The sequence below is a fragment of the Citrobacter sp. S39 genome (genome assembly GCF_009495675.1).
GTDB classification, from domain to species: domain Bacteria; phylum Pseudomonadota; class Gammaproteobacteria; order Enterobacterales; family Enterobacteriaceae; genus Citrobacter; species Citrobacter freundii.
This window is the reverse complement of the sequence record NZ_CP045555.1, coordinates 2,754,452-2,780,181: the sequence shown is the minus strand read 5'-3', so window position 1 is coordinate 2,780,181 and position 25,730 is coordinate 2,754,452. Positions and strand designations below refer to the sequence as shown.

At 53.8% G+C, this 25,730-nt stretch carries 17 protein-coding genes; 11 read left to right on the top strand and 6 right to left on the bottom strand.

From position 1 onward, the window contains the following. Positions 1-50 precede the first annotated feature (50 nt). The gene (locus GFB57_RS13060; protein ID WP_003036778.1) at positions 51-3,380 is read left to right on the top strand and encodes a diguanylate cyclase; all 3,330 of its coding nucleotides are present in this window, start codon (positions 51-53) and stop codon (positions 3,378-3,380) included. Here GFB57_RS13060 and alkA read toward each other — a convergent pair. Further along, positions 3,348-4,217 (bottom strand): DNA-3-methyladenine glycosylase 2, encoded by an 870-nt coding sequence (gene alkA, locus GFB57_RS13055; protein ID WP_003036780.1) that lies wholly within the window; start codon positions 4,215-4,217, stop codon positions 3,348-3,350. The two genes, GFB57_RS13060 and alkA, sit on opposite strands and share 33 nt — an antisense overlap. Positions 4,218-4,353: 136 nt before the next feature. Here alkA and yegD point away from each other — a divergent pair, with 136 nt between their 5' ends. After that, positions 4,354-5,706 (top strand): molecular chaperone, encoded by a 1,353-nt coding sequence (yegD, locus tag GFB57_RS13050; protein WP_003036782.1) that lies wholly within the window; start codon positions 4,354-4,356, stop codon positions 5,704-5,706. Between the two features lie 99 nt (positions 5,707-5,805). Here the strand turns inward: yegD and GFB57_RS13045 are convergent, their stop codons facing one another. After that, positions 5,806-5,865: a type I toxin-antitoxin system Ibs family toxin gene (locus GFB57_RS13045; protein ID WP_106672390.1), complete on the bottom strand. Its 60-nt coding sequence runs from the start codon at positions 5,863-5,865 to the stop codon at positions 5,806-5,808. Between the two features lie 278 nt (positions 5,866-6,143). On the opposite strand from GFB57_RS13045, the gene GFB57_RS13040 reads away from it, so the two are divergent. From GFB57_RS13040 to yegQ, 8 genes are all read left to right on the top strand, one after another. Continuing rightward, complete coding sequence (locus tag GFB57_RS13040) at positions 6,144-7,391, top strand: MdtA/MuxA family multidrug efflux RND transporter periplasmic adaptor subunit (RefSeq protein ID WP_003036784.1); 1,248 nt, start codon at positions 6,144-6,146, stop codon at positions 7,389-7,391. Beyond that, positions 7,391-10,513, top strand: coding sequence for an MdtB/MuxB family multidrug efflux RND transporter permease subunit (locus tag GFB57_RS13035; protein ID WP_290366806.1), 3,123 nt, complete (start codon positions 7,391-7,393; stop codon positions 10,511-10,513). The genes GFB57_RS13040 and GFB57_RS13035 overlap by 1 nt, the downstream gene beginning before the upstream one ends. After that, positions 10,514-13,594: a multidrug efflux RND transporter permease subunit MdtC gene (gene mdtC, locus GFB57_RS13030; protein ID WP_290366805.1), complete on the top strand. Its 3,081-nt coding sequence runs from the start codon at positions 10,514-10,516 to the stop codon at positions 13,592-13,594. Then, positions 13,591-15,003: an MFS transporter gene (locus GFB57_RS13025; RefSeq protein ID WP_003036790.1), complete on the top strand. Its 1,413-nt coding sequence runs from the start codon at positions 13,591-13,593 to the stop codon at positions 15,001-15,003. The genes mdtC and GFB57_RS13025 overlap by 4 nt, the downstream gene beginning before the upstream one ends. After that, the gene (gene baeS, locus GFB57_RS13020) at positions 15,003-16,406 is read left to right on the top strand and encodes a two-component system sensor histidine kinase BaeS (protein WP_003036792.1); all 1,404 of its coding nucleotides are present in this window, start codon (positions 15,003-15,005) and stop codon (positions 16,404-16,406) included. Before GFB57_RS13025 ends, baeS begins: the two co-directional genes overlap by 1 nt. Further along, a complete protein-coding gene (baeR, locus tag GFB57_RS13015; protein ID WP_003036797.1) occupies positions 16,403-17,125 on the top strand; it encodes a two-component system response regulator BaeR in 723 nt (240 codons plus the stop codon). The genes baeS and baeR overlap by 4 nt, the downstream gene beginning before the upstream one ends. Positions 17,126-17,260: 135 nt before the next feature. Then, entirely contained in the window at positions 17,261-17,593 is a 333-nt protein-coding gene (locus GFB57_RS13010; RefSeq protein ID WP_003036800.1) for a YegP family protein, read from the top strand. 159 nt (positions 17,594-17,752) lie between these two features. Then, positions 17,753-19,114, top strand: coding sequence for a tRNA 5-hydroxyuridine modification protein YegQ (gene yegQ, locus GFB57_RS13005; protein ID WP_003036803.1), 1,362 nt, complete (start codon positions 17,753-17,755; stop codon positions 19,112-19,114). Between the two features lie 269 nt (positions 19,115-19,383). Here the strand turns inward: yegQ and clpA are convergent, their stop codons facing one another. Both clpA and clpS read right to left on the bottom strand, forming a co-directional pair. Next, entirely contained in the window at positions 19,384-21,660 is a 2,277-nt protein-coding gene (gene clpA, locus GFB57_RS13000; RefSeq protein WP_003036804.1) for an ATP-dependent Clp protease ATP-binding subunit ClpA, read from the bottom strand. A gap of 30 nt (positions 21,661-21,690) precedes the next feature. Next, positions 21,691-22,011, bottom strand: a complete 321-nt coding sequence (gene clpS / locus GFB57_RS12995; protein ID WP_003036810.1) for an ATP-dependent Clp protease adapter ClpS — start codon at positions 22,009-22,011, stop codon at positions 21,691-21,693. Between the two features lie 323 nt (positions 22,012-22,334). Here clpS and cspD point away from each other — a divergent pair, with 323 nt between their 5' ends. After that, positions 22,335-22,559 (top strand): cold shock-like protein CspD, encoded by a 225-nt coding sequence (gene cspD, locus GFB57_RS12990; protein WP_003036813.1) that lies wholly within the window; start codon positions 22,335-22,337, stop codon positions 22,557-22,559. Between the two features lie 74 nt (positions 22,560-22,633). Here cspD and macB read toward each other — a convergent pair whose 3' ends face one another. Further along, positions 22,634-24,580, bottom strand: coding sequence for a macrolide ABC transporter ATP-binding protein/permease MacB (gene macB / locus GFB57_RS12985; protein WP_003036815.1), 1,947 nt, complete (start codon positions 24,578-24,580; stop codon positions 22,634-22,636). Further along, positions 24,577-25,692 (bottom strand): macrolide transporter subunit MacA, encoded by a 1,116-nt coding sequence (gene macA, locus GFB57_RS12980; protein WP_003036818.1) that lies wholly within the window; start codon positions 25,690-25,692, stop codon positions 24,577-24,579. The genes macB and macA overlap by 4 nt, the downstream gene beginning before the upstream one ends. Positions 25,693-25,730 lie beyond the last annotated feature (38 nt).

Below are 25,730 nucleotides of genomic sequence, written 5' to 3'. Positions count from 1 at the left end.
TGCGTCCGGCATCTCTGCTGGGCGACAACGGCTATTTGGGTAGAGTGGTAATGAGTAAACAATCCCAACATGTTTTAGTTACCTTACCCCATCCTCTACTGCGCCTGGCCAGTTTAGGTCTGGTGGCTTTCATCTTTACGTTGTTTTCGCTGGAACTGTCACGTTACGGCGCACAGCTTGCACCGCTGTGGTTTCCAACCTCTATCATGATGGTGGCTTTTTACCGTCACGCTGGAAGGATGTGGCCTGGGATCGCGCTGGCTTGCTCATTCGGTAGCATCGGCGCCTCTTTACTCTTCTTCCCCGTACAGTCGCTTAATTTCTCCTATACGGTCATTAACATTATTGAGGCTGTTGTTGGTGCAATGTTATTGCGTAAACTGCTGCCCTGGTACAATCCTTTACAAAATCTTAACGACTGGGCGCGCCTGGCATTTGGCAGCGCGGTTGTTCCGCCACTGCTGGGCGGCGTGTTGATGTGGATGTTGCTGCCGAAGGAAACTACGTTAAATACCTTTCTCATTTGGGTACTGTCAGAATCCATTGGTGCACTGGCGTTGGTGCCGTTAGGTTTGCTGTTTAAACCACATTACCTGCTGCGCCATCGCAACCCGCGTTTACTGCTTGAGACCCTGATTACGCTATTGGTGACCTTAACGCTTAGTTGGCTGTCGATGATGTACATTCCATGGCCGTTCACTTGCGTTATTGTCCTGCTGATGTGGAGCGCTGTCCGTCTGCCGCGTATGGAGGCGTTTTTAATATTCCTCAGCACCGTGATGATGGTTTCGCTGATGTTGGCCGCCGACCCTTCGTTGCTCTACACCCCCAAACTGACCATGTTGACCAGCATACCCTGGCTGCCGTTTTTAATGATCCTGTTGCCAGCCAACATGATGACCATGGTGATGTACGCGTTTCGAGCCGAACGCAAGCACATTTCAGAAAGCGAATCGCGCTTTCGCAACGCCATGGAATATTCCGCGATTGGCATGGCACTGGTTGGCACCGAGGGGCAATGGCTACAGGCCAATAAAGCCTTGTGCCAGTTTCTGGGCTATAGCCAGGAGGAGCTACGTTCGCTGACCTTCCAGCAATTAACCTGGCCGGAAGATCTGAACAACGACCTTGAGCAGCTCAACATGCTGGCACGCGGAGAGATTAATAGCTATTCCATGGAAAAACGCTATTACACCCGCGCGGGCGACGTCGTCTGGGCGTTGCTGGCCGTTTCGCTGGTGCGCCATAGCGACAACACTCCACTCTACTTTATCGCTCAGGTTGAAGACATTAACGACCTGAAGCATACCGAGTGGATTAATAAACGGCTGATGGAGCGCATTACTCTCGCCAATGAAGCCGGGGGTATTGGGATTTGGGAATGGGAACTGCAGCCTGACGTGATCAGTTGGGATAAACGGATGTTCGATCTGTATGAAGTTCCCGCACATATCAAACCCAGTTGGCAAGTCTGGTATCAATGCCTCATACCTGAAGATCGCGAGTACGCCGAAAATGTGATTCGTGATTCGCTGGCCGCACGGGCTCCGTTTAAGCTTGAGTTTCGTATCGCAGTAAAAGATGGCATACGCCATATCCGCTCGTTGGCCAACCGGGTGCTGAATAAAGACGGTGAAGTTGAACGCTTACTTGGTATCAATATGGATATGACCGAAGTGAAGCAGCTTAACGAAGCGCTGTATCAGGAAAAAGAGCGCCTGCACATTACGCTGGACTCAATCGGCGAAGCGGTAATTTGTATTGATGTCGATATGAACGTGACCTTTATGAATCCGGTCGCTGAGAAAATGAGCGGCTGGCAGCAGGACAGTGCCATCGGCATTCCGCTATTGACGGTACTACATATTACTTTTGGCGAGAACGGTCCGCTGATGGAAAATATCTACAGTGCTGACATGTCGCGTACGGCAATCGAGCAGGAAGTGGTCCTGCATTGTCGTAACGGCAACAGTTATGACATTCAGTACAGCATCACGCCCCTCAGCACCCTTGACGGCGGCAGCATTGGTTCGGTGTTAGTCATTCAGGACGTCACAGAGTCACGGAAGATGCTCCGCCAGCTTAGCTACAGTGCCTCACATGATGACCTGACGCAGTTGGCAAACCGGGTCAGCTTCGAAAACCATCTAAAACAATTGCTGCATTCGGTACACGACACGCGCCAGTGCCATGTACTGGTTTTTATCGATTTGGATCGTTTTAAAGCTGTGAACGACAGCGCGGGTCATGCCGCCGGCGATGCCCTGCTGCGTGAGCTCTCTGCGCTTATGCTCAGCATGTTGCGATCCAGCGATATGCTGGCGCGCCTTGGCGGCGACGAGTTTGGTCTGTTGCTGCCGGATTGTAATATCGAAAGCGCCCGCTTTATCTCAGGACGCATCATCAGTGCTATTAACAATTACCAATTTATGTGGGAAGGCCGTTTGCACCGTATTGGCGCCAGTGCGGGAATTACGCTGATTGATGAGAAAAACCATGTCGCGACTGACGTTATGTCTCAGGCCGATATCGCCTGCTACGCGGCGAAAAACAGCGGACGTGGGCGAGTCTGTGTCTATGAACCTCAGCAAAGCCAGGCCCATGCCGCGCGTAGCCAACTGTCATTGGATGAACAAAGACACACTATTACACACAACCCTATGCTGATGATCGCCAGAGGTGTTGCTTCTCCGCGTATACCGGAGACTTTTAGCTTCTGGATTATCTCGCTTCGCTTAGGCACCGCTGAGGGTGAAGTCATTGAAGATCAAGCCTTCCATGCCGGGTTGGTCGATCCCACGTTGAGTCAGGCGCTCGATCGTCGGGTATTCGGCGAGTTCTTCCAGAGTGCTGCCTCGGCTGTCGCCAACAAGGGCCTCAGTATTGCCCTGCCCCTTTCCGCCGCCGGCCTGCTCAACACAGAACTGGTAGATGAGCTGCTAGAGCACTTGCAACGCAGCCCGCTACCACCACGATTGCTGCATCTGACCGTTCCATCCAGCGTCATCAAAACAAGCCCAACGCAGGCGGTATCCGCCCTGCATCGACTGCGGCAGTACGGTTGTCGAATTGTGTTAAGTCAGGTTGGTCGCGACTTAGAGCTTTTTGACAACCTGAAATATCACATTGTCGATTACCTGTTACTCGACAGCGAGCTAAGTGCCAGCGCTCCCGGCAACTTGATCGACGAAATGTGGGTGTCCATTATCCAGGGTCATGCTCAGCGCCTGGACATTAAAACCATCGCCGGTCCGGTGCAACTGCCACTCATCATGGATACGCTTTCTGGCATCGGTATTGATATGATTTATGGCGATATTATTGCCGACGCCCAACCGCTGGATCTGCTACTGAATACCAGCAATTTCGCCATCAACTGACGGTTGCCAACCATCCGTATACCAGATGTGCAACAGCGCATAGGAGCGCCAGGGTTTCCAGCGCTCTGCATACCGCCGGATCTGGGCTGGTGTCATGCCGGCAAAACGCTGCTTAATCAGATAATCATCCGGCAGAAAAACGTCCTTCGCCTGCCAGCCGCGCAGCGCAAAGTAGTTGGCGGTCCATCGCCCTATCCCGGGAAATGTTTGTAGCTGCTTAACGCCTTGTTCGATATCGGCAGGGGCTGTTGTCGCGAGCGTTCCTTCAAGGGTTGCATGAGCAAGGTGAATCAACGCTTCAGCGCGTTTGAGCGGCATTCCTAACGTTTTCAGGTGCAGCGGATCGGCGTTGGCAAGCTCTTCTGGAGAGGGAAAACACACATACTCGGGCGCATCCTCCAGCGTATTGCCATAAGCGTGCGCTACTTTCGCTGTCAGTTTCGCGGCCATCGCCACGCTGACTAACTGTCCTAAAATCGCCCGTACCCCTTGCTCAAAAGCATCGACACATCCCGGCAGGCGCAATCCCGGACGCGCCGCGCCGAGGTTACCCAGCGCGCCGACAATTTGCTGCGGGCAACATGAAAGATCGAACAAGCGCGTTATTTTTGCCAGGCACTCGGAGGCTACAGGCTGTAACCCTGAGCTCAACGTCACGTGTAACACATTGGCGTGCAGATCCGGGACAACACTCACCAGACCACGATGCTCCCCTACGGACAGACTTCGGACATAACTCAGTTCTTCTACGGTTTCGACACCTTCAACCGCACGGGCGGCAAGAAATCCCAGCATCCAGGGCCAGTCATAAGGCGGTTGCCAGCTCAGCGTGAACATTCGGTTTTCCTTTTAAAGCAAACTTACAGCATAAACGGTATTCAATCAGTACGCCTTGCTTTCATATTCCAGTTGTCGGGCCGTCAACTATTCGTTAAAGTCACGCCCCTTCTTCACTGGCATGGGGATTTTTACGGTGTTTATTGGTTTTGACTACGGTACGGCAAACTGTTCAGTGGCCGTTATGCGTGATGGGCAGCCCCACCTGCTCAAAATGGAAAATAACAGCACGCTGCTACCCTCAATGCTGTGTGCACCAACGCGCGAAGCGGTTAGCGAGTGGCTGTATCGCCATCACGACGTTCCAACCACGGACGATGAAACACAGGCGCTGCTTAGCCGTGCGATGCGCTACAATCGCGAAGAGGACATCGACGTTAACGCCAACAGCGTGCAGTTCGGTCTGACATCGCTGGGTCAGTATATTGAAGACCCGGAAGAGGTGTACTTCGTTAAATCGCCAAAATCATTTTTGGGCGCCAGCGGTCTGAAGCCACAGCAAGTTGCGCTGTTTGAAGATCTCGTCTGTGCAATGATGCTGCACATTCGCAACCAGGCTCAAAGCCAACTGCCGGAAGCTATCACTCAGGCCGTAATTGGTCGCCCCATCAACTTCCAGGGATTAGGCGGCGATGACGCCAACACCCAGGCGCAGGGGATTCTTGAACGTGCGGCCAAACGTGCCGGTTTTCAGGATGTCGTCTTCCAGTACGAGCCGGTAGCAGCGGGGCTGGATTACGAAGCCACACTGCAGGATGAGAAACGCGTGCTGGTGGTAGATATTGGCGGGGGTACGACCGACTGTTCACTACTGCTGATGGGGCCGCAATGGCATCAGCGCGCCGATCGCGAAAACAGCCTGCTGGGACACAGTGGCTGCCGTGTAGGCGGGAACGATCTGGATATCGCGCTGGCGTTTAAACACCTGATGCCGCTGCTAGGTATGGGTGGTGAGACTGAAAAAGGGATCGCCTTACCGATTCTCCCCTGGTGGAACGCGGTTGCGATCAACGATGTTCCCGCGCAAAGTGATTTCTACAGCAGCGCCAACGGTCGTTTACTGAACGATCTTGTCCGCGACGCGAAAGAAGCCGATAAAGTAGCCTTGCTGCTTAAAGTCTGGCGCGAGCGTCTGAGCTATCGCCTGGTGCGCAGCGCAGAAGAGAGCAAGATCGCGCTTTCCGACCAGACCATTGTAACGGCGGCGATACCGTTTATCAGCGACACGCTGGCAACCGATATTAGTCAACATGGATTGGAGGCCGCGCTCAATCAGCCCCTGGCGCGCATTCTGGAGCAGGTCAAACTGGCGCTGGACAACGCGCAGGAAAAACCGGACGTAATTTATCTGACCGGCGGCAGCGCGCGTTCACCGCTGATTAAAAAAGCCCTCGCCCAGCAGCTTCCAGGGATCCCTATCGCGGGTGGCGATGACTTCGGTTCTGTCACCGCCGGTCTGGCCCGCTGGGCTGAGGTTGTTTTCCACTAAGCGGCTCGCAAGCTGAAAGGTGTGCGTATTGACATCACCGTTGCTGTGGCTTATTTTCAGGAGTGAGGGTTAGGGAAGGTTTCCCCTCCCCCTGGTGTCTTAGTAAGCCGGTAAGCTAATGACTAAGAGTATCACCAGTATGATGACGTACTTCATCATAACCCTTTCCTTATTTTGGCCCCTTCCTCGGGAGGGGCTTTCCCGTTCCAGCGTCCCGCTGAAATCTCTGGCTTACCTCCTTTTGCCTTGACCGCACTCTAACGCACAATGACGCATTCGCTATTTTCGCCGCAAATTGTTGCGTAACGCCTCGCAAAGCCGCGTCAGCATTCAGACGAATCCCGACAGTGTTTCATAATTCCTCCATTTTTCTCCCTTGTTCACTGGCTAAACTAGTATCATTCCGCGAATCGTTTCAGGATGAGAAACTCATAACAATGAAAGGCAGTAATAAATCCCGCTGGGTGATAGCAATCGTGATCGTCGTGGCCACCGTCGCCGCCATCTGGTTCTGGCAAAGCCGCAGCGCTTCCCAGGAAACCGCACCGGGCGCTACCAAACCAGCGCAGCACACGCCTGGGTCGGCACGCCGTGGATTGCGCTCCGGACCGTTGGCTCCCGTGCAGGCTGCCACTGCCACCGAGGAAGCCGTTCCACGTTACCTGACAGGGCTGGGTACCATTACTGCCGCCAATACCGCCACGGTACGTAGCCGGGTGGACGGTCAGCTCATTGCCTTACACTTTGAGGAAGGACAACAGGTAAAAGCCGGCGACCTGCTGGCAGAGATAGATCCCAGCCAGTTCAAAGTCGCTCTGGCTCAGGCGCAGGGACAACTGGCAAAAGATAAAGCCACGCTGGCGAATGCCCGTCGCGATCTTGCCCGCTATCAACAGTTGGTTAAAACCAATCTGGTCTCCCGCCAGGAGCTGGATGCCCAGCAGGCGCTGGTCAATGAGACGTTAGGCACAATCAAAGCGGATGAAGCCAGTGTCGCCAGCGCTCAGTTGCAGCTCGACTGGAGTCGGATAACCGCACCTGTCGATGGTCGTGTCGGCCTGAAGCAGGTCGATGTCGGTAACCAAATTTCCAGCGGCGATACCACCGGGATCGTCGTCATTACGCAAACTCATCCCATCGACCTGATATTTACTTTGCCTGAAAACGACATTGCTACCGTGTTGCAGGCACAAAAATCGGGGAACCAGCTGAAGGTCGAAGCCTGGGACCGAACCAATTCACAAAAACTGAGTGAAGGCGTCCTGCTCAGTCTCGACAATCAGATTGATGCAACTACAGGAACCATCAAAGTTAAAGCCCGTTTTAACAATCAGGATGATGCGTTATTCCCTAACCAGTTCGTCAACGCCCGCATGCTGGTCGACACGCAGCAAAATGCCGTTGTGATCCCAACAGCAGCCCTGCAGATGGGCAACGAAGGGCACTTTGTCTGGGTACTGAACAGCGACAACAAAGTGAGCAAGCATCTGGTTAAACCGGGTATTCAGGACAGCCAAAAAGTGGTGATCGCCGCTGGGTTGTCCGCAGGCGATCGGGTCGTGACTGACGGTATTGACCGTCTGACGGAAGGCGCAAAAGTCGAAGTCGTTGAGGCGCACGACGCCTCTGTTTCCGATGAGAAGACAGCGCCACGCGGATACGGCAAAAAAGGAGCCAACTCCTGATGCAGGTGTTACCTCCGGACAACACAGGCGGACCATCGCGCCTGTTCATTCTGCGCCCCGTCGCCACTACGCTGCTGATGGTCGCGATTTTGCTTGCCGGTATTATCGGTTATCGCTTTCTGCCAATCGCCGCCTTACCTGAAGTGGATTACCCCACGATTCAGGTCGTGACGCTCTACCCTGGCGCCAGCCCAGACGTTATGACCTCGGCGGTAACCGCGCCGCTTGAACGTCAGTTTGGCCAGATGTCTGGCTTAAAACAGATGTCATCACAAAGCTCCGGTGGCGCATCGGTCGTTACGTTACAGTTTCAACTGACGCTCCCGCTGGATGTTGCCGAGCAAGAAGTTCAGGCCGCGATTAACGCCGCCACCAATTTATTACCCAGCGATCTACCTAACCCTCCGGTCTACAGCAAGGTAAACCCGGCAGATCCGCCGATCATGACGCTGGCGGTCACTTCCAGCGCCATGCCGATGACGCAGGTGGAAGATATGGTCGAAACCCGCGTCGCGCAGAAAATCTCTCAGGTATCCGGCGTGGGTCTGGTAACACTTTCCGGCGGGCAACGTCCGGCGGTCCACGTGAAACTTAACGCTCAGGCCATTGCCGCACTCGGTCTTACCAGCGAAACCATCCGTACGGCCATTACCGGTGCCAACGTCAATTCAGCAAAAGGGAGTCTTGATGGCCCAACGCGCGCCGTTACCCTTTCAGCTAACGACCAAATGCAGTCCGCAGATGAATATCGTCAGCTCATTATTGCCTATAAAAACGGTGCGCCGGTTCGTCTGGGCGATGTTGCTACCGTCGAACAAGGAGCAGAAAACAGCTGGCTAGGTGCATGGGCAAATAAGCAACAAGCTATAGTGATGAATGTGCAGCGCCAGCCTGGGGCGAACATTATCTCCACGGCAGACAGTATCCGCCAGATGCTGCCACAGCTCACCGAAAGCCTGCCCAAATCGGTTAAGGTCAGCGTACTTTCCGATCGCACCACCAATATTCGTGCCTCTGTTGCAGACACCCAGTTCGAGTTGATGCTGGCGATAGCGCTGGTGGTGATGATTATCTACCTGTTTCTGCGCAATGTTCCGGCGACGATTATTCCTGCAGTCGCCGTACCGTTGTCGTTAATCGGCACCTTCGCGGTGATGGTATTTCTTGATTTCTCCATCAACAACCTGACCTTAATGGCGCTAACCATCGCGACAGGCTTTGTTGTGGATGACGCTATCGTGGTTATCGAGAATATTTCACGCTATATCGAAAAAGGCGAAAAACCGCTGACTGCTGCCCTGAAGGGCGCGGGCGAGATTGGTTTTACCATCATCTCCCTGACGTTTTCATTGATTGCGGTATTGATCCCACTGCTATTCATGGGCGATATTGTCGGGCGTTTGTTCCGTGAATTCGCCGTTACGCTGGCGGTGGCGATTCTGATTTCCGCCGTTGTCTCGCTCACTCTTACGCCGATGATGTGCGCGCGCATGCTGAATCAGGCCTCATTGCGTAAGCAAAATCGCTTCTCCCGCGCCTCAGAGCGAATGTTTGATCGCGTCATAGCCGGGTACGGTCATTGGCTGGCAAAAGTACTTAACCATCCGTGGCTCACACTTAGCGTAGCGCTCGGAACGCTGGCATTGAGCGTCATGCTTTGGGTTTTTATCCCCAAAGGTTTCTTCCCAATCCAGGACAACGGCATTATCCAGGGTACGCTACAGGCACCGCAGTCCAGCTCATTCGCCAGCATGGCCGAGCGCCAGCGCCAGGTTTCAGATGTCATCCTTAAAGATCCGGCGGTAGAGAGCCTGACCGCTTTTGTCGGTGTGGATGGTACTAATCCGGCATTGAACAGCGCGCGTTTGCAAATCAACCTTAAACCGCTGGATGAACGTGACGATCGGGTGCAGAAAGTGATTGCGCGCTTACAGGATGCGGTTGACAGGGTTCCCGGAGTTGACCTTTATCTTCAGCCCACTCAGGATCTGACGATTGATACTCAGGTGAGCCGGACGCAATATCAGTTCACGCTGCAAGCGACATCCCTTGATGCCCTCAGCACCTGGGTTCCACAGCTGATAGCAAAACTACAGCAGCTACCGCAACTGTCCGACGTCAGCAGCGACTGGCAGGACAAAGGGCTGGTAGCGTATGTGAACGTCAATCGCGACAGCGCCAGCCGTTTGGGCATCAGCATGTCAGATGTTGACAACGCCCTGTACAACGCCTTCGGCCAGCGTTTGATTTCGACTATTTACACCCAGGCAAATCAATATCGCGTGGTGTTAGAACATAACACCAACAATACGCCGGGGCTTGCGGCACTGGATACAATACGTCTGACCAGTAGCGACGGTGGCATAGTACCGCTCAGCGCAATCGCCAGTATTGAACAGCGTTTTGCCCCGCTGTCGATTAACCACCTCGATCAGTTCCCGGTCACTACCATCTCGTTCAACGTGCCAGACGAACATTCGCTGGGTGATGCGGTACAGGCGATTCTGGATGCCGAAAAAACGCTTAACCTGCCCGCAAATATTACGACCCAGTTCCAGGGCAGCACGCTCGCCTTCCAGGCCGCGCTGGGAAATACCATCTGGTTGATTGTGGCTGCGGTTGTGGCGATGTATATCGTGCTCGGCGTGCTGTATGAGAGCTTTATTCACCCAATTACTATTCTCTCCACGCTGCCGACGGCGGGCGTCGGGGCACTGCTGGCGTTAATGATTGCCGGCAGCGAACTGGACGTCATCGCGATTATTGGCATTATTTTGCTCATCGGTATCGTCAAGAAAAACGCCATCATGATGATCGACTTTGCCCTTGCCGCGGAGCGCGAACAAGGCATGGCACCGCGCGATGCTATTTTCCAGGCCTGTCTGCTGCGTTTCCGCCCAATTCTGATGACTACGCTGGCGGCACTGCTCGGCGCGTTGCCGCTGATGTTAAGTACCGGCGTGGGCGCAGAGTTACGCCGTCCGTTAGGCATTGGCATGGTCGGTGGACTGCTTGTGAGTCAGGTATTAACCCTGTTTACCACCCCGGTAATTTATCTGCTGTTTGACCGTCTGTCGCTGTATGTGAAAAGCCGCTTCCCGCGTCAGGAAGAGGAAGCGTAAATGAAATTTTTCGCGCTTTTCATTCATCGGCCGGTGGCGACCATTCTCATTTCGGTGGCCATCACCCTGTGCGGCATACTCGGATTTCGTCTGCTGCCGGTCGCTCCGCTGCCGCAGGTGGATTTTCCGGTGATAATGGTCAGCGCATCATTACCCGGTGCCTCCCCTGAAACGATGGCGTCTTCGGTCGCAACTCCGCTGGAGCGCTCGCTGGGCCGCATCGCGGGCGTAAACGAAATGACTTCGAGTAGTTCGCTTGGCAGTACGCGTATTATTCTCGAATTCAAATTCGACCGTGACATCAATGGCGCGGCGCGGGACGTTCAGGCCGCGATTAACGCCGCGCAAAGCCTGCTGCCCAGCGGGATGCCGAGCCGACCAACGTATCGCAAAGCTAACCCTTCCGATGCGCCAATCATGATCCTGACGCTGACGTCGGACACTTACTCGCAGGGTGAACTGTACGATTTCGCATCAACACAACTGGCGCAGACCATCGCGCAAATCGACGGTGTGGGCGACGTGGACGTTGGAGGCAGTTCTCTGCCTGCCGTGCGGGTAGGACTCAACCCGCAGGCGCTGTTTAACCAGGGCGTGTCACTGGACGACGTGCGTAGCGCGATCGACAATGCCAACGTGCGTAAGCCGCAGGGCGCTATCGAGAATGATACCCATCGCTGGCAGGTACAAACTAACGATGAGCTGAAAACCGCCGCCGAATATCAACCGATTATCATCCACTATAACAACGGCGCAGCGGTGCGACTGGGTGATGTTGCGTCTATAACCGACTCTGTACAGGACGTTCGTAACGCGGGGATGACCAACGCCAAACCGGCCATTCTGCTGATGATCCGCAAGCTGCCGGAAGCCAATATTATTCAGACGGTAGATAGCATTCGCGCCAAATTACCGGAGCTACAAACGCTGGTCCCGGCCGCCATCGATCTGCAAATCGCCCAGGACCGTTCACCGACCATTCGCGCTTCACTAGAGGAAGTCGAACAGACGCTGATTATCTCCGTGGCGCTGGTTATCCTGGTGGTCTTTGTTTTCCTGCGATCCGGGCGTGCGACTCTGATCCCCGCGGTAGCGGTTCCGGTCTCGCTGATCGGTACCTTTGCCGCCATGTATCTGTGCGGATTCAGCCTGAACAACCTGTCGTTAATGGCGTTAACCATTGCCACGGGATTTGTCGTAGATGACGCCATCGTGGTGCTGGAAAATATTGCCCGCCACCTGGAAGCGGGAATGAAGCCACTCCAGGCGGCGTTACAGGGTACGCGCGAAGTGGGATTCACCGTGCTTTCCATGAGCCTGTCGCTGGTGGCGGTATTCCTGCCGCTGCTGTTAATGGGCGGATTGCCTGGACGCCTGCTGCGCGAATTTGCCGTCACGCTGTCGGTTGCCATCGGTATCTCGCTGCTGGTGTCGCTGACATTAACGCCAATGATGTGCGGCTGGATGCTTAAATCCAGCGCCCCGCGTGAACAGTCGCGTAAACGGGGATTTGGTCGCGTGCTGGTAGCGCTGCAGCAAAGCTACGGCACTTCACTTAAATGGGTACTGCGCCACACGCGACTGGTAGGCGTGGTATTACTCGGCACCATTGCGCTGAATATCTGGCTTTATATTTCCATCCCCAAAACCTTCTTCCCAGAGCAGGATACGGGCGTATTGATGGGAGGGATCCAGGCTGACCAGAGCATCTCTTTCCAGGCGATGCGCGGTAAACTGCAGGATTTTATGAAGATCATCCGCGACGATCCGGCGGTGAACAATGTCACCGGCTTTACCGGTGGGTTACGGGTTAACAGCGGGATGATGTTTATTACCCTCAAGCCCCGCGATGAGCGCCGTGAAACCGCTCAGCAGGTGATCGACCGCCTGCGCGTTGCGCTTTCAAAAGAACCAGGTGCGAATCTGTTTCTGATGGCGGTGCAGGACATCCGCGTTGGCGGACGCCAGGCCAACGCCAGCTATCAATACACATTGCTGTCCGACGATCTGGCGGCGCTGCGTGAGTGGGAACCGAAGATCCGTAAGGCGCTTGCCGCCCTGCCCCAACTGGCGGACGTCAACTCCGATCAGCAGGACAATGGCGCGGAGATGAATCTGATTTACGATCGCGACACCATGTCTCGTCTTGGGATCGACGTGGCGGTCGCCAACAGCCTGCTGAATAACGCCTTTGGTCAGCGACAAATTTCAACCATCTATCAGCCGATGAACCAGTACAAAGTGGTGATGGAGGTCGATCGACGTTACACCCAGGACATCAGCGCGCTGGACAAAATGTTCGTCATCAACAATGAAGGTAAGGCGATCCCGTTATCGTACTTTGCCAAATGGCAGCCAGCGAATGCGCCACTGTCGGTAAACCATCAGGGATTATCTGCCGCCTCAACCGTGTCGTTTAACCTGCCGACAGGTTCTTCACTGTCAGAAGCGACAGAGGCCATCAACAGAACCATGACCCAGCTAGGCGTCCCCTCCACGGTTCGTGGCAGCTTTGCCGGTACCGCCCAGGTATTTCAGGACACTATGAACTCGCAGGTGATCCTGATAATCGCCGCCATCGCCACCGTCTATATCGTGCTGGGTATGCTGTATGAAAGCTATGTACATCCGCTGACCATTCTCTCCACGCTACCTTCGGCAGGGGTCGGGGCTTTGCTGGCGCTGGAGCTGTTCAATGCCCCATTCAGCCTAATCGCCCTGATAGGGATCATGCTATTAATTGGAATTGTGAAGAAAAACGCCATCATGATGGTCGATTTTGCGCTGGAAGCGCAGAGAAACGGTAAGCTGCAGCCGGAAGAAGCTATTTTCCAGGCCTGCCTGTTGCGCTTTCGCCCAATCATGATGACCACGCTGGCGGCGTTATTTGGCGCACTGCCGTTAGTGTTATCCGCAGGGGATGGCTCTGAGCTGCGCCAGCCGTTGGGGATAACCATTGTCGGTGGGCTGGTCGTGAGCCAGCTCCTGACGCTGTACACCACGCCTGTGGTCTATCTCTTTTTCGACCGTCTGCGTCTGCGTTTTTCGCGTAAAAACAGCAAACCGGTAGCAGAGTTATGACAGAACTTCCCGACAGCACCCGCTGGCAACTTTGGATTGTGGCATTTGGTTTTTTTATGCAGTCGCTGGATACCACCATCGTTAATACCGCGCTTCCCTCGATGGCGGCAAGCCTCGGGGAAAGCCCGTTACACATGCATATGGTCATAGTGTCATATGTTTTAACCGTTGCCGTGATGCTGCCCGCCAGCGGATGGCTGGCGGACAAAGTTGGCGTGCGTAATATCTTCTTCACCGCCATTATCCTGTTTACGCTTGGCTCGCTGTTTTGCGCCGGGTCCAGCACGCTCAACGAGCTGGTGATGGCGCGCGTCTTACAAGGCGTTGGCGGTGCGATGATGGTGCCAGTCGGCAGGCTGACGGTGATGAAAATCGTCCCGCGTGAGCAATATATGGCGGCGATGACGTTTGTCACTTTACCCGGTCAAATCGGCCCGCTGCTGGGCCCAGCGTTAGGCGGAATTCTGGTTGAATACGCCTCCTGGCACTGGATCTTTTTGATTAACATTCCGGTAGGCATTGTCGGCGCGATAGCGACGTTAATGTTGATGCCCAACTACACCATGCAAACCCGACGCTTCGACCTCTCCGGATTCGCGATGCTGGCGGTCGGTATGGCGGTTCTGACGCTGGCGCTCGATGGCAGCAAAGGAACAGGTCTCTCCAGTATCACGCTGGCGGCGTTGGTCATCTGCGGGGTGCTGGCTATTGCGCTGTATCTGAAACACGCCCATCGAAATCCCCGCGCGCTGTTTAGCCTGAATCTGTTTCGCACATCGACCTTCTCGCTAGGTCTGTTCGGCAGTTTTGCCGGACGCATCGGCAGCGGTATGCTGCCGTTTATGACGCCGGTGTTTTTACAGATTGGCCTCGGTTTTTCACCGTTTCATGCCGGACTGATGATGATCCCGATGGTGCTGGGCAGTATGGGCATGAAGCGCATTGTGGTGCAGGTCGTTAACCGCTTTGGTTATCGTCGCGTACTGATTACCACCACGCTTGGCCTGTCGCTGGTCAGTCTGTTGCTAATGACCACGGCACTGCTGGGCTGGTATTACGCCCTGCCCTTCGTGCTGTTTTTACAGGGAATGGTCAACTCAACGCGCTTTTCATCCATGAATACCCTGACGTTAAAAGATCTGCCTGACGATCTCGCCAGCAGCGGCAACAGCTTGCTGTCGATGATCATGCAGCTGTCGATGAGTATCGGGGTGACCATCGCGGGTCTGCTGTTAGGCATGTTTGGCCAGCAACATATCGCCATCGACAGCGGTAGTACGCATAGCGTCTTTATGTATACCTGGCTGTGCATTGCATTCATTATTGCGCTGCCCGCCATTATTTTTGCCCGCGTGCCGAACGACACGCAAACCAATGCGGTGATTTCACGACGCAAAAGGAGCACCTGATGAAGTTCTGGCGGCCCGGTATCACCGGCAAACTGTTTCTGGCGATTTTCGCCACCTGCATTGTGTTGCTGATCAGCATGCACTGGGCCGTACGCATAAGCTTCGAACGCGGTTTTATCGACTATATTAAGCACGGTAACGAACAGCGGCTGCAAATGCTCAGCGATGCGTTAAGCGAGCAGTACGCGCAGCACGGCAACTGGCGATTCTTACGCAATAACGATCGTTTTGTTTTCCAGATCCTGCGCTCTTTTGAACACGACAACGACGATGATAAACCGGGTCCAGGCATGCCGCCACACGGCTGGCGTACACAGTTTTGGGTTGTCGATCAAAATGCCCACGTACTGGTCGGCCCGCGGGCTCCTGTCCCCCGCGACGGTATGCGCCATCCCATCCGCGTCAACGGTAGCGAAGTGGGTGCTGTGATTGCCTCTCCGGTGGAGCGTTTAACGCGTAATACCGATATCAATTTCGACATGCAGCAAAGACGTTCCAGCTGGCTTATCGTCGCGCTCTCCACGATTCTGGCTGCGCTGGCAACGTTTACGCTGGCGCGCAGCCTGCTGGCCCCGGTTAAACGGTTGGTGGAAGGCACGCACAAACTGGCGGCGGGCGATTTCACCACTCGCGTTACGCCAACCAGTACGGATGAGCTAGGCAAGCTGGCGCAGGACTTCAACCAGCTCGCCAGTACGTTGGAAAAAAACCAGCAGATGCGTCGTGACTTTATGGCCGACATTTCTCACGAACTGCGCACGCCGTTGGCGGTGTTGCGCGGTGAACTGGAGGCCATTCAGGATGGCGTCCGCCAGTTCACGCCCGACTCCGTTGCTTCTTTGCAGGCTGAAGTGGGTACGCTCACCAAACTGGTTGACGACCTTCATCAGCTCTCCATGTCAGATGAAGGCGCGCTGGCCTATCAGAAATCATCGCTGGATCTTATCCCGCTGCTTGAGGTGGCAAGCGGCGCATTTCGTGAACGCTTTGCCAGCCGTGAACTGACGATTCAACTCTCGCTCCCGGACAGCATGACGGTATTTGGCGACAGGGATCGCCTGATGCAGTTGTTCAACAATCTGCTGGAAAACAGCCTGCGCTACACCGACAGCGGCGGCGGGCTGCACATCAGCGCCGAACAACGCGAACGCATGGTGTTATTAACCTTCGCGGATTCCGCTCCCGGCGTAAGTGATGAGCAGTTACAGAAGCTGTTTGAACGATTTTATCGCACCGAAGGCTCGCGTAACCGCGCCAGCGGAGGTTCCGGGCTGGGGCTGGCGATTTGCGTCAATATCGTACAAGCGCATAATGGTCTGATCCGCGCCGCCCATTCGCCTTTTGGTGGGGTTAGCATTACAGTAGAGTTACCGCTGGAACGCGATTTACAGAGAGATGTATGACTGAGTTACCCATTGATGAAAACACGCCGCGTATTCTGATCGTGGAAGACGAACCCAAGCTGGGGCAACTGCTCATCGACTACCTGCGGGCAGCGAGCTACGCTCCTACGCTCATCAGTCACGGCGACCTGGTTCTGCCTTACGTGCGCCAAACACCGCCCGATCTGATCTTGTTGGATCTGATGCTGCCCGGTACCGATGGTCTGACCCTGTGTCGGGAAATCCGCCGCTTCTCAGAAGTCCCCATCATGATGGTAACCGCTAAAATCGAAGAGATTGATCGCCTGCTGGGGCTGGAGATCGGTGCAGATGATTATATTTGTAAACCGTACAGCCCGCGCGAAGTCGTCGCGCGTGTTAAAACGATCCTGCGCCGATGCAAACCGCAGCGCGAACTACAACAAATGGATGCAGAAAGCCCGCTTATCGTCGATGAAGGCCGTTTTCAGGCCTCCTGGCGTGGGAAGATGCTCGATTTAACACCCGCTGAATTCCGCTTACTTAAAACGTTGTCACATGAGCCGGGAAAAGTATTCTCCCGAGAACAATTGCTTAACCATCTCTATGACGATTATCGCGTCGTTACCGACCGCACCATCGACAGCCATATTAAGAACCTGCGACGCAAGCTGGAGTCGCTGGATGCTGAGCAGTCGTTTATCCGCGCGGTCTATGGCGTGGGGTATCGCTGGGAAGCCGACGCCTGCCGAATTGCTTAAACACTCCTGCCCTTCAGGGCCCGCTGCTTCATGGGGCCCTGGTGACTAGCAACTCTCCAAATATCGCTCATACTCTTTCTGACAACACTGTCGTCAATAACTGTTTGATCTAAAACTTTTAATCAAGGAGTTCATATGGCTGGTTGGTTTGAATTAAGTAAGAGTAGCGATGATCAGTACCGCTTTGTTCTTAAAGCTGGGAACGGGGAAATAATCCTTACCAGTGAGCTTTACACTACCAAAAGCGCTGCGGAAAAAGGGATCGCATCTGTCCAGGCTAACAGCCCTCTGGATGAGCGTTATGAGAAAAAAACAGCGGCTAATGGAAAATTACATTTCAACCTGAAAGCTGCAAACCACCAGATTATTGGTAGCAGTCAACTGTATGCGAATGAACAGTCACGCGAGACCGGTATTACTTCGGTTAAGACCAATGGTGTCAGTCAGACGATAAAAGATAAGACCTGATAATTACTCGCTCAGCCGGGTAACGCAACGCTGTCGCCCGGCGTTTTTCTTTACCTGCCTTCCCTGCAGCGCTACAATGCCCGCCCTTAATATGGGGGCACTCCCCTAACCGCCTCATTGAGTGAGGCGAGTCTGACCTGTCATCAGAACGAGAAAATTATGTTTAAACCGGAACTCCTTTCCCCGGCGGGAACGCTGAAAAACATGCGTTACGCTTTCGCCTATGGCGCAGACGCTGTGTATGCGGGCCAACCGCGTTACTCACTGCGCGTACGCAACAACGAATTCAACCACGAAAACCTGCAGCTCGGTATTAATGAAGCCCATGAACTGGGTAAAAAATTCTATGTGGTGGTTAACATTGCCCCACATAATGCCAAGCTGAAGACCTTCATTCGTGATCTGAAACCGGTGGTGGAAATGAGGCCGGATGCACTGATCATGTCAGACCCTGGTCTGATTATGCTGGTGCGCGAAAACTTCCCTGACATGGACATTCACCTTTCGGTACAGGCTAACGCCGTAAACTGGGCGACGGTGAAATTCTGGAAGCAGATGGGGCTGACCCGCGTGATCCTCTCCCGTGAGCTGTCGCTGGAAGAGATTGAAGAGATCCGCACCCAGGTGCCGGATATGGAGCTTGAGATCTTCGTTCACGGCGCGCTGTGCATGGCTTACTCCGGCCGTTGCCTGCTCTCTGGCTACATCAACAAGCGTGACCCAAACCAGGGTACCTGTACCAATGCCTGCCGCTGGGAATACAACGTGCAGGAAGGGAAAGAAGATGTAGTGGGCAATATCGTGCATAAGTACGAGCCTATCCCGGTACAAAACGTCGAACCCACGCTGGGTATTGGCGCACCAACAGACAAAGTCTTTATGATTGAGGAAGCCCAGCGCCCGGGTGAGTACATGACCGCATTCGAAGACGAACACGGCACTTACATCATGAACTCGAAGGATTTGCGTGCCATTGCCCACGTTGAGCGCCTGACGCAGATGGGCGTGCATTCCCTGAAGATCGAAGGCCGCACCAAGTCGTACTATTACTGTGCACGTACCGCGCAGGTCTATCGTAAAGCCATTGATGATGCCGCAGCCGGTAAACCGTTCGACCCGCAACTGCTGGAAACGCTGGAAGGCCTGGCGCATCGTGGTTACACCGAAGGGTTCCTGCGCCGCCATACACATGACGACTATCAAAACTACGAATACGGCTTCTCTGTTTCCGAGCGTCAGCAGTTTGTCGGCGAATTCACCGGCGAACGTAAAGGTGAACTGGCGGCCGTGCTGGTAAAAAACAAATTCACCGTCGGCGACAGCCTGGAGCTGATGACCCCACAAGGCAATATCAACTTTACTCTCGAGCAGATGGAAAACGCGAAAGGCGAAGCCATGCCAGTTGCGCCGGGCGATGGTTACACCGTGTGGATGCCTGTACCAGAGGATATCGATCTGAATTATGCATTGTTGATGCGTAATTTTGCCAGTGAGTCCACACGTAACCCGCATGCTAAGTAGTTAATTACGGTTATTTTTCAGCGTTCGGAAGATTCTTAGAAATCGATCACATACCGTTTCGTTCATTAAGGGTATTATCCACTCCGCTGAAAAACATAACCCATAAATGCTAGCTGTACCAGGAACCACCTCCTTAGCCTGCGTAATCTCCCTTACGCAGGCTTATTTTTTGCCTGCCGTTTAAACTCTCCGAATCTCCCCAATTCAAATCTTTACTTTCAGGCGAAAAAAAACCGGGCATTACGCCCGGCTCATTAGGTGATTAAAGATTAATGTGCCGCTTCTGGCTTGTGCTTTTGCGCACTCTGGAAGCCATAGGTCAGCTCATTTTTCTCTTTATCCAGCGCAACGGTCACCTGACCGCCATCCACCAGCGAACCGAACAGCAGTTCGTTAGCCAATGGTTTTTTCAGGTTATCCTGGACAACACGCGTCATTGGACGTGCGCCCATTGCGCGGTCATAGCCTTTCTCTGCCAGCCAGTCACGTGCTTCCTGACTCACTTCAAGAGAGACACCTTTCTGATCCAGCTGAACCTGAAGCTCGACGATAAACTTATCAACAACCTGATGAATCACCTCGGTAGAGAGATGATCGAACCAGATAATGTTGTCGAGACGGTTACGGAATTCCGGCGTAAACACTTTTTTGATTTCGCCCATCGCATCAGTACTGTTGTCCTGATGAATCAACCCAATCGATTTACGCTCAGTTTCACGTACACCAGCGTTGGTGGTCATGACCAGCACCACGTTGCGAAAATCCGCTTTACGCCCGTTATTGTCGGTCAGCGTGCCGTTATCCATCACCTGCAGCAACAGGTTAAAGACATCCGGGTGCGCTTTTTCGATTTCGTCCAGCAGCAGTACCGCATGCGGATGCTTAATAACAGCATCAGTCAGCAAACCGCCCTGGTCAAAACCGACATATCCTGGAGGCGCACCAATCAGACGGCTGACCGTGTGGCGTTCCATATACTCGGACATATCAAAACGCAGCAGTTCAATGCCGAGGGCTTTGGAGAGCTGCACCGTGACTTCGGTCTTACCGACACCAGTTGGTCCGGCAAACAGGAACGAACCGACCGGCTTATGCTCATGTCCCAGACCGGCACGGCTCATTTTGATCGCTTCAGTCAGCGCCTCAATGGCTTTATCCTGTCCGAATACCAGCATTTTCAGACGGTTGCCCAAGTTTTTCAGCGTGTCGCGATCGCTCTGCGATACGCTCTTCTCCGGGATCCGCGCAATGCGGGCCACTACGGACTCAATATCCGCCACGTTGACGGTTTTCTTGCGCTTGCTGACCGGCATCAGACGCGCACGTGCGCCCGCCTCATCAATCACGTCAATCGCTTTATCCGGCAGATGACGATCGTTAATGTATTTCACCGCCAGTTCGACCGCTGCACGCACCGCTTTGGCGGTATAGCGGACGTCATGGTGCGCTTCGTATTTCGGCTTCAGACCATTGATTATCTGCACGGTCTCTTCTACCGATGGCTCAGTGACATCGATTTTCTGGAAACGGCGCGCTAACGCGCGGTCCTTTTCAAAGATATTGCTGAATTCCTGATAGGTTGTGGAGCCTATCACACGGATCTTACCGCTGGAGAGCAACGGCTTGATCAGGTTAGCCGCATCCACCTGGCCGCCCGATGCCGCACCCGCGCCAATAATGGTATGGATCTCATCGATAAACAGAATGCTGTTAGTATCCTGTTCCAGCTGTTTCAGCAGCGCCTTAAAGCGTTTCTCAAAATCACCGCGATATTTGGTGCCAGCCAACAGCGAGCCGATATCCAGGGAGTAAAGGGTACAATCAGCCATGATTTCAGGCACATCACCCTGGACGATACGCCAGGCGAGGCCTTCGGCAATGGCGGTTTTACCGACACCAGACTCTCCCACCAGCAGCGGGTTGTTTTTTCTGCGACGGCACAGTACCTGAATGGCGCGCTCCAGCTCTTTGTCCCGGCCAATGAGCGGATCAATTCCGCCCACTCGGGCAAGCTGGTTAAGGTTAGTCGTGAAGTTCTCCATACGGTCCTCCCCGCCAGCTTGCTCTTCGTTATTTGGCTGATTCCCAGAGTCAGAAGACTGGCTGGGTTCATCTTTACGCGTGCCATGAGAGATAAAATTCACCACATCAAGACGACTTACTTCATGCTTACGCAGCAGATAAGCCGCCTGAGATTCCTGCTCGCTGAAGATAGCAACCAGCACATTTGCGCCGGTAACTTCATTGCGTCCGGAGGACTGAACATGAAAGACCGCACGCTGCAGTACACGCTGAAAACTCAACGTCGGCTGCGTGTCGCGCTCTTCCTCACTGGCAGGCAATACAGGTGTGGTCTGTTCAATGAAGGCTTCGAGTTCCTGACGGAGCGCCACCAGATCCACAGAACACGCTTCCAGCGCTTCGCGGGCCGACGGGTTACTGAGCAACGCCAGTAACAAGTGCTCGACGGTCATAAACTCATGTCGGTGCTCGCGCGCTCTGGCGAAAGCCATGTTTAAACTGAGTTCCAGTTCTTGATTGAGCATAGGCACCTCCCCCAATGTTTATGCCTGCATTCAGGCTTTTTCCAGCGTACACAGCAACGGATGCTCGTTCTCCCTCGCATATTTGTTCACCATCGCTACTTTGGTTTCAGCCACTTCGGCAGTAAACACGCCGCAAATCGCTTTGCCTTGATAGTGAACTGCAAGCATCAGTTGCGTTGCACGTTCTACATCATAAGAAAAGAATTTTTGTAACACGTCAATAACAAACTCCATCGGAGTGTAATCATCATTGACTAATATCACTTTATACATAGATGGCGGTTTTAGCGCGTCGCGCAATTTGTCTTCCGCCAGCAGATCGAAATCCAGCCAGTCGTTCGTCTTACCCATTGTCAGTCGTCATCTTCAGTTACGGTTTCCGGCAGAAAATCTTGCCGCTGACAAGCAGCCTATGCGCACAATCAATCTACCTCAAGTATTAGATAACTATCATCTATTAGTGCCATCCGCGACATCTGTCACATAACCGACAATAGCGTTAACTGCTTCAAATTTTGATGCATTTTTACCCTATTCTGTCTGCCTGGCGCTTGACGCCCCGCCTGATTTCTCTAAATTGTAGTTTCGAGAGTTGGCGAGGTTTTGAACAGCCCCCACTCCGCCACCGGTTCATTCCATCTTACTTATATAAGATTTACGAAGGATGTCGAAGTATGGAAACGGGTACTGTTAAGTGGTTCAACAACGCCAAAGGGTTTGGTTTCATTTGCCCCGAAGGCGGCGGCGAAGATATTTTCGCCCATTATTCCACCATTCAGATGGATGGTTACAGAACGCTAAAAGCCGGACAGTCTGTCCAGTTTGATGTCCACCAGGGGCCAAAAGGCAATCATGCCAGTGTCATCGTGCCTGTCATTGAAGCAGAAGCTGTCGCATAGCTCTTCTGTCTCATTGTGTACATCCCGCAGTCAAAATGCCAGCCTTTGCGGCTGGCATTTTTATCCCTGTGGCATTATTCCCGCGCCAGAGCATCTACTGGATCCAGACGTGCCGCATTCCGCGCCGGTAGCCAGCCAAACAACACCCCGGTTGCAGTCGAACACAGGAACGCCGTCAACAGCGCGACGGGTGAGAATCCAATTTCCCAGCCCGGCAGGAATAGCTGAAGTGTAAAGGCGATCAGCATCGACAGGCTAATGCCCAACGCGCCACCAACCAGACACACTAACACCGCTTCAATTAAGAACTGTTGCAGCACATCACTGGCACGCGCGCCAACCGCCATACGAATGCCAATCTCACGCGTTCGTTCGGTTACCGAAACCAGCATAATATTCATCACACCAATCCCACCAACCACCAGCGAAATCACCGCCACCAGCGTCAGAAAGAGTTGTAATGTACGTGTGGTCTTTTCAGCGGTTTTCAAGACACCGTCCATATTCCAGGTGAAGAAATCCTTCTTACCGTGGCGCAACGTCAACAGTCGGGTCAGTTGCTGTTCGGCCTGGGCACTGTCAAAACCATCCTTTACTCGCACGGTGATCGAGTTCAGCCACGACTGCCCCATAATTCGTCCGGACATGGTGCTGTAGGGCAGCCAGACCCGCAGGATCTTGCTACTGCCGAACATCGACTGTTTCTCTTCTGCAACGCCAATTACCGTGGCCGGCATATTTCCCACCAGCACGACTTCGCCGACAACTTTCGCTTTATTGGGGAACAACTGGCGCCGGGTATTACTGTCGAGCACCACCACCTGAGCGCGCCCCGCCAGTTGCTCGGCGTTAAAGGTGGTCCCTTCGCTAAATGTCATGCCATAGACGTTGAAATAGTCGCCGCTCACGCCGTTAGCACTGGCAGCAACGTCGATATTGCCATAGCGTAACCGCAGGTTCTTCGATACGGCAGGCGTTACCGAACTGACCCAGGGCTGCTTCTGTAGCGCCGTCAAATCGTCATACTTCAATGCCTGTTGATATTGCGGATCGTCGTCGCCGAAATCTTTGCCAGGATAGATATCAATGGTGTTAGTACCAATAGCGCGAATATCTGCCAGTACCAGTTGTTTAGCCGCATCGCCTACCACCACGATCGACACCACCGAAGCAATACCGATGATGATCCCAAGCATGGTGAGTAGCGTTCGCATCTTATTTGCGGCCATTGCCAGCCAGGCCATGGTAAGCGCTTCACGAAAACCGCTGACAAACTGACTCCAGCCGGATGCCGTTTTCACCGTTGGCTCCGCGATATCGCGTCCGCCAGAAGGTTTCTGTGGCGGCGGATTGCGCACAATCTCGCCGTCACGAATTTCAATGACCCGCTCGGCCTGTGCGGCAACCTGCGGGTCGTGCGTGACGATAATTACCGTGTGTCCGCGATCGCGCAGCTGATGCAAAATTGCCATTACTTCTTCGCCGGAATGGCTATCCAGCGCGCCAGTGGGTTCGTCGGCAAGAATAACCTGTCCCCCGTTCATCAGCGCACGCGCAATACTTACCCGCTGCTGCTGACCACCGGAAAGTTGAGAAGGTTGATAGTCAACCCTGTCGCCCAGACCCAGCCGCTGGAGTAATTCCTGCGCACGCGCCAGGCGCTGCTTACGCTCGGTGCCAGCGTAGACCGCAGGCACCTCGACATTTTGCGCCGCGGTTAAATGTGACAGCAAATGATAGCGCTGGAAGATAAAGCCGAAATGCTCACGGCGCAGCTGTGCCAGCGCATCGCTATCCAGCGTGGAAACATCCCGCCCGGCAACCCGGTACGTACCGCTGGTAGGTTTGTCCAGACAGCCGAGAATGTTCATCAGCGTCGATTTACCCGAACCCGACGCCCCGACAATCGCCACCATTTCCCCGGCCTGAATGCTCAAGGATACGTCCTTCAACACCTCAACCAGGCCTTCACCTGAGGGATAGCTGCGGCGGATATGGCTCAGTTCAAGCAATGCTGTCATTTTGCAGCTCCAGCGTTGCCCTCGCCGGTAATGACTTCATCACCCTCTTCCAGCCCTTTCACGATCTCCACATCGGTGTCATTCCGCGCGCCGATAACCACTTCACGTTCGCGGGTTTCGCCGTTACGCAGTAGCCTGACGTTATAGCGGTTGTTACCAATAGGATCGCCCAGTGCCGACAGCGGGATCGTCAGAACATTTTTGACATCAGTGAGCTGGATATGGACCTGCGCGGTCATATCCAGACGCAGGATCCCTTTCGGATTGGGAACTTCGAAGCGGGCATAGTAGAAAATCGCATCATTCACTTTCTCTGGCGTCGGAAGAACATCTTTGAGCGTGCCTTCGTAGCGCGTCTGCGGATCGCCCAGTACGGTAAACCAGGCTTTTTGCCCAGGTTGCAGGTGAATTACATCAGCCTCAGAAACCTGCGCTTTTACCAGCATGGTGCTCATATCCGCCAGCGTCAGAATATTAGGTGCCTGCTGGGCGGCAATAACGGTTTGCCCTTGCAGGGTAGTAATTTGCGTTACTTCGCCTGCCATTGGCGCGACAATGCGGGTGTAATCAAGGTTGGTTTTTGCCGTATCGAGAGAAGCCTGATTACGTTTAATTTGCGCGTCAATTGTGCCAATTTGCGCCTGTTTGACCGCCATTTCGGTGGCCGCCGTGTCGAGATCCTGCTGTGAAACGGCCTGGGTTTTTGCCAGCTGTTGCTGACGGGAAAGCGTCACCCGCGCCAGTTTCCACTCAGCTTCTGCCTGTAAACGCTGGGCGCGTAATTCCATTAGCGTCGCTTCAACCTCTTTGATTTGGTTTTGCGCCTGTTCAGGATCGATTACGCCGAGCAACTGATCTTTTTTGACTTTATCGCCAATCGCGACCGACAGCGTTTTTAACTGCCCGCTGACCTGCGCCCCGACGTCAACTTTACGCAGCGCATCCAGTTTACCGGTAGCCAGCACGCTTTGCTGCAGATCGCCCGGACGAACAATTAATGTTTGATACTGAGGTAAAGGCGCATTAAGCGTTCGCCAAAGTGCAATTACCGCCACAATAAGAATGATGGCGAACAGAAAATAGCGTTTTTTGATTTTTCCCTTGAGCTTCATAAATGTCCCAATTCCCCCAATACGTCCACCAGAGTGGA